The organism is Mesorhizobium sp. BR1-1-6 (genome assembly GCF_020165355.1).
Classification (GTDB): domain Bacteria; phylum Pseudomonadota; class Alphaproteobacteria; order Rhizobiales; family Rhizobiaceae; genus Mesorhizobium.
Genome location: NZ_JAIUHZ010000013.1, coordinates 15,603 through 27,285 on the forward strand (window position 1 = coordinate 15,603; position 11,683 = coordinate 27,285).

The window sequence follows — 11,683 nt, forward strand, 5'->3', positions numbered from 1 at the left end:
GGGGTAAAACAACCTATCCGCTAAAATTCGAACGATCCCCCGTAGGCTTCCATAATTTCTGTCCGGTAGGGTTTTCGCATGGTCGCGGAATCCGGCATCCAGGAAGCGGAGACTGGCGAAGACGTCGATGCGGTACCCGCGCCGGCGTCGGCGCGGCGGTTCGTCGCCGCACCGCCGCTGGCGCCTGAGCCGCAACAGGCCAGGAATCAGCCGCGATTGGCCGGCCGCGAAGGCTTGCCGCTGTTGACCTTCGTCGCCATCATCATGCTGGCGGGGCTGACGCACCTGACCGGCGCACCGATCTTCATCAGCCTCGCTTTGCTGGCGACCGGCCTTGCCGGCTTCGGCCTGCACCTGCGCGCCAGAAGGAACGAATACCGCACCGCCGCGCTGCTTGATGAAACCACGGCTCGCAGCCGTGCCGAGATCGAGACGCTGGCCGATCGCATGTGGGAGATGCAGGAGAGCGAAGAGCGCTTTCGCGGCCTGATCGACGCGCTTGGCGATCTCGTCATTCATCGCGACCGCGACGGCTATATCGTCTATGCCAACAAGGTGTTCGCCGATCTCGTCGAGCTCGACCAGCGCGACCTCGCCGGCAAGACCCTGGCGGAACTTGGCATCGAAGTCGGTATCGTTCCCGACGCCGCCTTTTCCGACCATGAATGCCTGAGTTCCACCGACGTCGCCATCCGCACCCCTGGCGGTTCGCGCTGGTTCTCGTGGATCGAACTGTCGGTGCGCGACAAGGACAGCGGTTCTGTCTCGCATCGCGCCATCGCCCGCGACATCACCGCCCGCAAGCGTGCCGAATCCTCGCTGATCACCGCGCGCGAGCGGGCCGAATACGCAAGCCAGGCCAAATCGCGCTTCCTCGCCACTGTCAGCCATGAAATCCGCACGCCGATGAACGGCATCATGGGCATGGCCAGGCTGTTGGCCGATACCAGCCTGTCGCCGGAGCAGCAGACCTATGTCGGCGCCATTTCGACCTCGGCCAGCGCGCTGCTGGCCCTCATCGAGGACCTGCTCGACTATTCCAAGATCGAGGCGGGACGCTTCGATCCCGAACCGCAGCCAATGTCGGTGCGCGAGATCGCCGACAACGTTGTCGAGCTCCTCGCCGCGCGCGCCTTCTCCAAGGATATCGGCCTCGGCTGCCATGTCGAGCCCGACGTGCCGCAATTGATCACCGCAGATCCGGGCCGGGTCAGGCAGGTGCTGCTCAACCTGATCGGCAACGCCATCAAGTTCACCGACAGCGGCGGCGTGCTGGTGAGTATAGCGCGCGCCCGCACTGAAACCACCGACCGCATATGCTTCACCATCGCGGATACCGGGCCAGGCCTGCATGAAGACGACATGGAGCGCATTTTCGAGGAGTTCGAGCAGGCCGACGGTACCTCGACGCGCGCGCATGGCGGAGCCGGTCTCGGTCTTGCCATCTCCAAGCGCCTGGTGACCGCCATGGGCGGCACGATTTCCGTCTCCAGCCGGTTGGGTCAGGGTTCGGAATTCGTCTTCGATATCCCGGCCATCTCCGCGAGCGAGCCACCACCCGGCCGGGTGGACGCGCTTCAGGGCAGGCACGCGGTAATCCTGTCGAGAAATATCGTCGAGGCCGACGCCATCGCCCGCAGCATCCGCGCCAACGGCGGCGCGGTCGATATCGCCACCACCGTGGCGCAGGCGGCATCGTTCTCCGGCGATTGCGACGTGCTGCTGGTCGACGCGGCCATGGAAGAGGGCGACGGAAGACTGCTCAAGCGGCTGCGCCAAAGCGGTTTTTCCGATTGCGAAGCCATCACGCTGATCGCCCCGACCGATCGCGGCATGCTCGGCGAGTTCCGCGCCAGCGGCTACGCGACCTTCCTCGCCAGACCGGTGCGAGGCGGAACACTTTTGCGTGTGCTTCTGAGCAGTCATGCGCCGGCGCTTGCCCCGACACGGCCGGAAAAGCCCCACCCGCCGGCGCTTCGCGCCGCCAGTGATCGCCAGCGTGGCCTGTCGGTGCTGATCGCCGAGGACAATGACATCAACGCCATGCTCGCTCGCGCCACGCTGCTGAAGGCCGGTCATCGCGTCAAGGTTGTCGGCAACGGCAAGGCGGCGGTCGAGGCCGTTACCGGTGCCGGACACAAACACCGCTTCGACGTGGTGCTGATGGACCTGCACATGCCGGTGATGGATGGGATGGACGCCATCGCCGCCATCCGCCGTCATGAGGAGGAGACCGCCGTGCCGCCAGTGCCCATCATGGTGCTGTCGGCCGACAGCCAGGAAAAGACCCGCCATGCGGTGCTCGCCCACGGCGCCAGCGGCTTTGTCACCAAGCCGCTCGACCCCGATGCACTGGTCGACGCCATCGAGGGGCAGGTCGCCGCCTGAGACTTTTTTTCATCCATCTCCTGCCGAGCGGCGCCACCTTGCTTTTGCATAACGTAGCCGGTTGACCGTATTCGCCAGCCGACGAAGTATTGCCCGCGACGCCGTATCACGGTACTGTCACAATCCTGTTGCACCTACACCGTATCCCCGTGCCAAGAGGGATGGCTCGAAGGAGAATCACTCGTGCATACAGTTATGCCGGAATGTGACACTCGGCCGAACGCCGGCGGCGCCTTGCTTGCCGGGCGCAATGTCGATTCCGTCACAAAGGGCGCAGCGCTCGGCCGTATCGGCAACCTCGAAGTGCGGCTGGCCCGCAACGAGGCCGAGATCGCGGCCGCGCAGGAAGTGCGCTACCGGGTATTCTACGACGAGCTTGGCGCCAGGAAGAACCTGTTTCAGGTGCAGGACCGCCGTGATGCCGACCGCTTCGATCCGCACTGCGATCACCTGCTCGTCTTCGATACCTCGCTTTCCGGCCCCGAACATCGCCGCATCGTCGGGACCTACCGGCTGCTGCGGCAAGAAATCGCTGCGGCCGCCGGCGGCTTCTATTCCGAAGGCGAGTTCGAGCTGACCAAGCTCATCGCCCGTCACCCCGGCCAGCGCTTTCTCGAGCTCGGCCGCTCCTGCGTCCTGCCGGAATACCGTTCGAAGCGCACCATCGAGGCATTGTGGCAAGGCATCTGGGCCTACATCAACCACTACGGCATTGGCGTGATGACCGGCTGTGCGTCTTTCCAGGGCACGGTGCCGGCGGCCCATGCCGAGGCGCTCACCTATCTGGCGCATCACTGCCGCACGAATTCGGCCTGGGACGTGCGCGCCGTCGCCGGGCGCTATTGTTCCATGGACCTGATGCCGATCGAGGCGGTCAATGCCAAGGCAGCGATCGCTGCGATGCCGCCCTTGGTCAAGGGCTATCTCAGGGTCGGCGCCCGCATCGGCGACGGCTGCGTCATCGATCGTGAATTCTCGACGGTCGATGTGTTCGTGGTGATGCCGGTCAAGGAGATCGGCGCCCGCTACGTCAATTATTACGGCGGGGAAGCGCAGCGTTTTGCGGCGTGATCGGTAGTCAGTAGTCAGTAGTCAGTAGTGAAGACATCATAATTTACACCTACTGATTAACCCTAATCACTACTCACTACTCACTAATCACTAACCCCTAATCCCTTCTCTCACGAAATATCCTCCGGCCGCCTGCCGGGCCGGCTCTTGTAGGACGCAAACGACCAGCCGAATTTGAGCGCGCCGCCGCGCACGGCGAATGCCGCGGCGAAACCGGCCAAGCCTGACACGATCTGCGGCAGTCCGGCGACATCGCCCAATGTGAAGATCGACGCGCCAACCAGGGCGGCCGTAACATAGATTTCCGGCCTCAACAGCACCGAAGGCTCCCCTGCCAGCACGTCGCGCAGGATGCCGCCGAATGTGGCGGTCAGCACGCCGGTGATGACGGAAACGACCGGCGAACCGGTGATGGCCAACCCTTTGGCCGCACCCATCACCGAAAAAGCGGCCAGCCCGACGGCGTCGAGCCAGAGCAGCCACTTCCAGCGGGATTCGACACGGTGCGCGCTGAAAAAGACCAGCACCGCAACCGCCGCGCAGATCAGCACATAGCTGGAATTGGCGATCCAGAAAACCGGCAGGTTAAGGATGAGGTCGCGAAGAGTGCCGCCGCCGATGCCGGTGACGCACGCCAGGAAAAGGAAGCCGATAACGTCGAGCTGCTTGCGCGACGCGGCAAGCGCACCTGTCGCCGCGAAGACCGCAACGCCGGCATAGTCGAGAAGCGCGATGGGGTTCAAGGGCGGGACCAGGGAGTAAGGCAGCAGGGGAGTAGGGGAGTAGGGGAGTATGTTTAGCACGAAGCCGTACTGTTGATACGCCCCTTACTGCCTTACTGCCTTACTGCCTTACTGCCCTATTCCCTATTCCGCCAACTACGCATCCTTCTCCGCCTGCTCGTTGACGGGCCCCGGCTCGACCGGCGCTTCGCCAGCGGCGAGTTTCGGGCCGCCCTTGGCAACGCCGACCATGGCCGGGCGCAGCACCCGCTCCCCGATCGAATAGCCCGGCTGCACGACCTGCACCACCGTGTTGGCCGGCACATCGGGATTGGGCACTTCGAACATGGCCTGGTGGAAATTGGGATCGAACTTCTCGCCTTCCGGCGCGAGCTTCTTGACGCCGTGCCGCTCCAGTGCGGACAGCATGGCACGCTCGGTGAGATCGACGCCGTCGATCAGCGCCTTGAAACCCGCATCGCCGGACGCCTTGGCCTCGGCGGGAATAGCGTCCAGCGCGCGGCGCAGATTGTCCGAAACCGACAGCATGTCGCGGGCGAAGTTCGCGACCGCATAGGTACGCGCGTCATGCACGTCGCGCGCGGTGCGGCGACGCAGGTTCTCCATCTCGGCCGCAACGCGAAGCGCCCTGTCCTTCAGCTCTTCATTCTCCTTCAGGAGCCGCACAACCGCTTCATAATCGCCATCGACGCCACCTTCCGTGCGCTCGGCATTGGCTTCGGTCGCCTCAATTTCGTCGGGCGCGCGTTCGTCTTTTGCCTGGTCGCTCATCGCCGTTTCCCATCATCTCGAATAGTGTGGATTTTGAGCCCGATATCGAGGTTTGGTGGGCAAAAATCAAGGGGTAAGCGAAGGCACGCGCCCAGCCGTTCAAACCGAATGGCGATCAGTGCGATGCTTCGATTTTAATTCAAACTTTACCATAGCTTCCACCTTTGCTTGCCCCGGCGGCGCGATCGGGGAACCATTTGCTGGCTGGAGGATTTTCGAACCGACACAGGATTTTTGAAATGACACCCCGCGACAAGGGCGAAAAGAAAGATCGGATCGCCGCCGAAATCCGGCGCCAGCTAGGCACGGCGGCGGTGAGACGCTTTCTGCATGCGCTGCCGGCCTTTCGCGCCGAGAAAGACATTCCCGACCGCTTCCGGCACCAGCTCGAACGTCTCGACGGCCTGGAAAACAGCATGGCTGGCGGCGCGCGCCATTGATGCATGTGACCGGATGCGATCCGGGTTGGCAGAGTTGCAAGGGTTAGAACAGAACCTGAAGTCGCGGGCTGGATCGAGGATCCCGCGCCCCATCGCGACAATTACGCGCGGTAATTTCTCGTGATTAGCCTTGCGGGAGCCGGGCCCCTCCGCCTATGCTTCATGATGAACATGATTTCCCCTGAGACTGCCGCCAACAGTAAGCGCGCCTGGTTGAAGATCCTGGCGCGCTACAAGAAGCCGGACAGGCGGCGCAGCGCCGTCGAACTGGCGATCACCCTGATCCCTTTCGCAGCACTCTGGGCGCTGTCCTCGATCGCCTTTGCCTATGGCCATTGGTGGGGGCTGGTGCTGATCTTGCCGGCGGCGGGCTTCCTGGTGCGGATTTTCATGATCCAGCACGATTGCGGGCACGGATCTTTCTTCGCCAACCGCACCGCCGATGACTGGATAGGCCGCGTCCTGGGCGTGCTTACGCTGACGCCTTATGATTGCTGGCGGAGTGCTCATGCCACCCATCATGCCAGCGCGGGTAATCTCGACGAGCGCGGCGTTGGCGATATCAAGACGTTGACGGTCGCGGAGTACCGGCGGATGTCCTGGAGAGGTCGCCTCGCCTATCGTCTCTATCGCCATCCCTTGGTCATGTTCGGACTGGGGCCGATATGGCTCTTCATCTTCGAGCAAAGGCTGCCGGTCGGGATGATGCGCGGTGGCCTGAAGCCCTGGGTATCCTCGATGGCCACCAACCTCGCCATCGTTCTGGCAGCGTCGATCCTGATATGGTTCGTCGGTATTGGCGCTTTTCTGGTCGTCCACCTGCCGATCGTCATCCTTGCCGGATCCGCCGGCATCTGGCTGTTCTATGTCCAGCACCAGTTCGAGGAGACCGAATGGGCGAAGGACGATGAGTGGGAGTTCCAGCGTGCCGCCTTGCACGGATCCTCCTATTATGACCTGCCGCCGGTGCTGAACTGGTTCACCGGCAACATCGGTGTCCATCATGTCCATCACCTCTCCGCGAAGGTGCCAGGCTACCGCCTGCAGGAAGTGCTGCGCGATTATCCGGAACTGCGCGGCATAGGCCGCATCACCCTTCTTGAGAGCCTGCGCTGCGTCAAGCTGGCGCTGTGGGATGAAAACAGCGGCAAGCTGGTGTCGTTTCGCCAGGCACGGATGGCGGCGTAGCCATCTTCTGCCTGGCTCTGCTGTCCCCGATCCGCCGGCGGCACCTCCTGTCGTCGTGACGGGAGAGGACAGGCGGCCGCAAACCTGTCGCTGGAAGTGTCGTGACGTCAGCCGGCACGCAGCCGACGCCAGGAGTATTTTGGTCCCTTGGGCTTCGGCACGGCGGCAGGCTGGTAGTAGAGTCCCAATCCGCCGGTGCGGCCTTCGTCCAGCCGCTTCAAGAGCACGGGATTGGAGATTTCGAATTCATCGAAACCGAGCCGCAGCATATGCGGCAGTTGGTCGACCAGCACCTGGCCGGTGGCGCGCACGGCACCTTCGAAATGATGTCGGCTGCACAGCAATTCGCCCTTTGAGAAGGAGCGGCCATCGCTGAACGACGGAAAAGCCAGCGCCACCAGCGACAGTTGGTCGAGCAGGCCAGCAATCCTTTCGAGCTGATCGCCGGGTTGCAGCACGACACCGATCCTTTCCTTGGCCGACCGGCGCACCTCCGGATCGAGATCGAGAAACGCCTGCAGCGGCAGGATGAAGCGGCCATTGCCGGACAGCGCTTCCGCGCCTTCGGCATGAGCCCACTCATCCTCCCGAAAACCCGTCGGGGTCCAGAGGCGGGTCTCCGGTATCGTCGGTTCAGTCATCGAAATTTCCTAAAATTCAAAGAGCTCAAGGGGGTGTGGAGATTCAAGCAGGCCCGAGTCGAAAACGGTAGCTTCCGAGAGCCGGAGCGGAGCGTACTTGTAGTACGTGAGCCCCCGAAGCCGCCGTTTGCAGGCCGGCCTCACCTGAATATCAGCATACCCTATAACGATGCGTCGGTCAGCGACTTCTCCAGTCCCGACAGGTGAATGCCGCACTCGGTCTTGGCATGGCCGGCCCAGCGGCCGCTGCGCGCGTCCTCGCCCGGCTGCACCGGCTGGGTGCACGGGAAGCAGCCGATCGACAGATAGCCATAGGCGACCAGCGGATTTTCCCGCAGTGCATGCGCGCGCATGTAGTCCGCCTGGTCCGACGTCGTCCAGTGCGCCAGCGGATTGATGCGGATACGTGGGCCGACCGCCTCGAACACCGGAAGTGCTGCGCGCGTCGAGGCCTGGAAGCGTTTGCGGCCGGTGAACCAGGCGCGGAAAGGCGCCACGCCCCGTGCCAGCGGCTCGACCTTGCGCACGTCGCAGCAGGCGTCGGTGTTGGTCTGGTGCAGATTGCCGGTCGGATCGATCCGCTCGAGTGCTGCCTCGTCGGGCTTGATCACCTGGATGTTGGTCAACCCGAAATCGGCGACCAGGGCGTCGCGATAGCCGAGCGTCTCCTCGAAATGCTTGCCAGTATCGAGAAAGATGACCGGCAGCGAGCGATCGACTTCGGAAATCATGTGCAGTAGCACGGCCGAATCGGCACCGAAGGAAGACACCGCGGCAATCTCATCGTGAAACAGGTCGCCTGCCGCGCGTTCGATGATGTCGAGCGGATTCAGGTGGCCGTAAAGCGCGTCAAACCCCGCCGCTTTGGCGGCGATGCCGTCATCGGCGTCGACGATAGGGTCAAGCGGCCTTGGCTTCGCCAGCATAGAGCGCCTCCTTGAACGGCGCGGGACCGACACGGCGGTAGGCGTCGATGAATTTCTCTTGTGAGTTGAGCCGAAGGCCGAGATAGGTCTCGACGATCTGCTCGATGGCGTCGGTGATCTCTTCCGACGAGAAGCCGCGGCCGATGATCTCGCCCACCGAAGTGTTCTCGTCGGCCGAACCGCCAAGCGTCACCTGGTACAGCTCGGTGCCTTTCTTTTCGACTCCGAGAATGCCGATATGTCCGACATGGTGATGGCCGCAGGCATTGATGCAGCCGGAGATCTTCAGCTTCAACTCGCCGATCTCGCGCTGCCGCTCCAGCGAGGCGAAGCGACGCGAGATCTCCTGCGCGATCGGGATCGAACGCGCTGTGGCCAGCGCGCAATAGTCGAGGCCCGGGCACGAGATGATGTCCGATATCAGGTTCGAATTGGCGGTCGCCAGGCCGATATCGACCAGCGCGTCATAGACCGCCTTCAGGTCGGCGCGCGCCACATGCGGCAGGATCAGGTTCTGCTCGTGGCTGACGCGCAACTCGTCGTATCCATACTTCTCGGCGATATCGGCAATCGCTTCCATCTGGCTGTCGGTCGCATCGCCCGGCACTTCGCCGATACCCTTCAGCGAGATGGTCACCGCCGCATAGTCGGGGTGGCGATGCGTCACCACGTTCTGGTCGAGCCAATCCGAGAAGCCCTTGGAATCGAGGCGTGCCAGCTTTACAGCCTCGTCGCCGTCCGGCCGCGCGGTCAGCGCTGGTGGCGCGAAATAGGCGTCGATGGCGCGGATGTCTGCTTCCGGCAGCTTCAACTCGGCGTCCTTCAATTGCTGCCATTCCGCCTCGACCTGGCGCGTGATCTCCTCGACGCCGGTCTCGTGGACCAGGATCTTGATGCGCGCCTTGAACTTATTGTCGCGGCGGCCATGCAGGTTGTAAACGCGCAGGATCGCCGTGCAGTAGGACAAAAGGTCGGCTTCCGGCAGGAAATCGCGGATCTTCCTGGCGACCATCGGCGTGCGCCCCTGGCCGCCGCCGACATAGACGGCGAAGCCGAGCTCGCCGGCCGCGTTCTTCTTCAGGTGCAGGCCGATGTCGTGGGTCTGGATGGCGGCGCGGTCGCGCTCCGCGCCGGTTACCGCGATCTTGAACTTGCGCGGCAGGTAGGAAAACTCCGGATGAACAGATGACCACTGGCGCAGGATTTCCGCATAGGGACGCGGATCGGCGACCTCGTCGGCCGCCGCACCCGCGAAATGGTCCGCGGTGACGTTGCGGATACAATTGCCGCTGGTCTGGATGGCGTGCATCTCGACACTCGCCAGATCGGCCAGGATCGCAGGAATGTCGGACAGCGCCGGCCAGTGGAACTGGATGTTCTGGCGCGTGGTGAAATGGCCGTAGCCCTTGTCGTATTTGCGCGCGATGTGGCCGAGCATGCGCAACTGCTTGCTGTTCAGCGTGCCATAGGGCACCGCGATGCGCAGCATATAGGCGTGCAATTGCAGGTAGACGCCGTTCATCAGCCTGAGCGGCCGGAACTGGTCCTCGGTGATCTCGCCGGCGAGCCGGCGCTGGATCTGGTCGCTGAACTCGGCGACGCGGGCCTGGACAAAATCGTGATCGAACTCATCGTAGCGGTACATGCTTCGTCTTTCAGGGCGCGTCCGCCCGTGTTCACTTCTGGTCTGGGCTTACGCCGCCCGGGAGGCCTGCTTGCCAAGATCGTTGCGAATGGTCGGGCCCGCGGCGCGGATCTTCTCGCGCAACCGCACCGGCTCGACAACGCCGTTCACGATTTCGGCATCGATGAGGTTGACGTCGAGGACTTCGTTGTCGGCGTGGGCCTTGGCACCGATCGCTTCCAGGCGATCCTCGGCCGCCTTGTCATGGGCGAGGTCGGCATGGTCCGCCCTCTCGGCCCAGCCGCCGTCTGCGTACCAGACGGCGATGCCGTCGGCGAGCCGGTTGGCGGTCAGTATCTTCATTGCTGAACTCCCTCGGTGGCAGCTATGGGCGCACCTTCATGCCTGTGTGCCGCGAGCGGTTCGGACCGTTCGAAATTGGCGCCGGCGACCGCATCGCCGATGATGGTCATGACCGGACCTGAGAGATCGGCGCGCGCTTCCAACGACGGCAGGTCGGCAAGCGTGCCGTGGAAACGGCGGCGATTGCCGAGGCTGGCATTCTCGACCACGGCTACCGCCGTATCGGGCGAAAGCCCGGCCTCGATCAGCCGGCCGGCAATCTCCGCGGCCACCGAGCGGCCCATATAGACAGCAACGGTGGCACCCGAAATGGCAAGCTTGGCCCAGTCGGGCAGCGAATTGCCCTTGAGATCATGACCGGTGGTGAACACCATCGAGGAGGAAACCCCGCGCAGCGTCAGCGGCAATTCGAAATCGGCGGCGGCAGCGAAAGCAGCGGTAACGCCCGGAACCACCTCATAGGCGATGCCGGCATCACGCAGCGCCGCCATCTCCTCGCCGGCCCGGCCGAACACCAGGGGATCGCCCGACTTCAGCCGCACCACACGCTTGCCTTCGCGGCCAAGCTCGACCAGCAGCGCATTGATCTCGGCCTGGCTCTTGGTGTGACAGCCTTTGCGCTTGCCGACCGCCAGGCGCTCGGCGTCGCGTCGGCCCATGGCGACGACAGCCTCCGGCACCAGCGCGTCGTGGACGATGACATCGGCCTCCATCAGCAGGCGATGCGCACGCAGCGTCAAAAGGTCCTCGGCACCGGGGCCCGCGCCAACCAGGGCGATATGGCCTGAAGCGGATGCAGCCGAACGCAGAAGATCGGCGGCTGCGTCATGCGCCTGCGAAAGCTTGCCAGCTTCGACGGCGCGCGCCGGCGCACCGCCGAAGAACTCGCTCCAGAACCGGCGGCGCGAATTGCCCCTGGGCAGGCTTTCAGCGGCGGCCCGGAACGACGCGGCGAGAGCCGCCAGCCTGCCCAACGAAGGCGACAGCATGCGGTCGATGCGGGCACGCAGCATCTGCGCCAGCACCGGCCCAGCGCCTTCCGTGCCGATGGCGATCGCGACCGGTGCGCGATTGACCAGCGCCGGGGTGAAAAAATCGCAAAGCTCCGGCCGGTCCACCGCATTGACGGGGATGCCGAGCCGGCGCGCATCCTGGACAACGCGCCGGTCGAGCGCCTCATCGCCGCTGGCAGCGAACACCATCACCGAGCCTTCCAGCCGGCTCGCCTCATAGGCCGCGATGTGGGTGGCGCCACTCTGCGCGATGAAGCCGAGCATGTCCGGTGAGGCGCTCTCCGCGACGATGCGCAGCGTAGCGCTGGACTGCCCAAGCAATCGTGCCTTGGCCAACGCTTCGTCGCCGCCGCCGACGATCGTTACGGCTTCGTCCTCGACCCGTACGAAGACGGGGAAGGCATTGAGCTTGGGGGCGGGCTGCGGCATGGATACGAACGGAATCCTGATCTGGTCTTCACTTCTACGCGTGGGCGCGAAAAAGCTGAAGAAACCCACTCGCGCATCACCTTCCG

The 11,683-nt window shown here is 63.8% G+C and carries 11 protein-coding genes; 4 read left to right on the forward strand and 7 right to left on the reverse strand.

All coding sequences use genetic code 11. The features are described 5' to 3' along the window. The first annotated feature begins 78 nt into the window (after positions 1–78). Together LB545_RS21640 and LB545_RS21645 are read left to right on the forward strand one after the other, a co-directional pair. Entirely contained in the window at positions 79–2,388 is a 2,310-nt protein-coding gene (locus tag LB545_RS21640) for a PAS domain-containing hybrid sensor histidine kinase/response regulator (protein WP_140657284.1), read from the forward strand. Between the two features lie 183 nt (positions 2,389–2,571). Beyond that, on the forward strand, positions 2,572–3,459 hold the full coding sequence (locus tag LB545_RS21645; protein WP_140500229.1) for a GNAT family N-acetyltransferase: 888 nt from the start codon (positions 2,572–2,574) through the stop codon (positions 3,457–3,459). 110 nt (positions 3,460–3,569) lie between these two features. Here LB545_RS21645 and LB545_RS21650 read toward each other — a convergent pair whose 3' ends face one another. Continuing rightward, positions 3,570–4,202 carry a trimeric intracellular cation channel family protein gene (locus LB545_RS21650; RefSeq protein ID WP_224705820.1) on the reverse strand — a complete coding sequence of 211 codons (633 nt, stop codon included), beginning with the start codon at positions 4,200–4,202 and terminating at the stop codon, positions 3,570–3,572. Between the two features lie 135 nt (positions 4,203–4,337). After that, positions 4,338–4,973, reverse strand: coding sequence for a nucleotide exchange factor GrpE (gene grpE / locus LB545_RS21655; protein ID WP_140549492.1), 636 nt, complete (start codon positions 4,971–4,973; stop codon positions 4,338–4,340). Between the two features lie 239 nt (positions 4,974–5,212). Here grpE and LB545_RS21660 point away from each other — a divergent pair, with 239 nt between their 5' ends. Together LB545_RS21660 and LB545_RS21665 are read left to right on the forward strand one after the other, a co-directional pair. Further along, complete coding sequence (locus LB545_RS21660; protein WP_224705822.1) at positions 5,213–5,413, forward strand: hypothetical protein; 201 nt, start codon at positions 5,213–5,215, stop codon at positions 5,411–5,413. Positions 5,414–5,578: 165 nt separating this feature from the next. Then, complete coding sequence (locus LB545_RS21665) at positions 5,579–6,601, forward strand: fatty acid desaturase (protein WP_140500460.1); 1,023 nt, start codon at positions 5,579–5,581, stop codon at positions 6,599–6,601. A gap of 107 nt (positions 6,602–6,708) precedes the next feature. Here the strand turns inward: LB545_RS21665 and LB545_RS21670 are convergent, their stop codons facing one another. The 5 genes from LB545_RS21670 to cysG all read right to left on the reverse strand — a co-directional run bounded on the left by LB545_RS21670 (position 6,709) and on the right by cysG (position 11,597). After that, positions 6,709–7,242, reverse strand: a complete 534-nt coding sequence (locus LB545_RS21670; protein ID WP_224705823.1) for a DUF934 domain-containing protein — start codon at positions 7,240–7,242, stop codon at positions 6,709–6,711. A 161-nt stretch (positions 7,243–7,403) separates the two neighbouring features. Then, on the reverse strand, positions 7,404–8,168 hold the full coding sequence (locus tag LB545_RS21675) for a phosphoadenylyl-sulfate reductase (RefSeq protein WP_140500238.1): 765 nt from the start codon (positions 8,166–8,168) through the stop codon (positions 7,404–7,406). Continuing rightward, positions 8,143–9,813: a nitrite/sulfite reductase gene (locus tag LB545_RS21680; protein WP_224705824.1), complete on the reverse strand. Its 1,671-nt coding sequence runs from the start codon at positions 9,811–9,813 to the stop codon at positions 8,143–8,145. The genes LB545_RS21675 and LB545_RS21680 overlap by 26 nt, the downstream gene beginning before the upstream one ends. A 48-nt stretch (positions 9,814–9,861) precedes the next feature. Beyond that, the gene (locus LB545_RS21685; RefSeq protein ID WP_140500242.1) at positions 9,862–10,155 is read right to left on the reverse strand and encodes a DUF2849 domain-containing protein; all 294 of its coding nucleotides are present in this window, start codon (positions 10,153–10,155) and stop codon (positions 9,862–9,864) included. After that, complete coding sequence (gene cysG, locus LB545_RS21690; RefSeq protein ID WP_140500244.1) at positions 10,152–11,597, reverse strand: siroheme synthase CysG; 1,446 nt, start codon at positions 11,595–11,597, stop codon at positions 10,152–10,154. Before cysG ends, LB545_RS21685 begins: the two co-directional genes overlap by 4 nt. Positions 11,598–11,683: the final 86 nt, after the last annotated feature.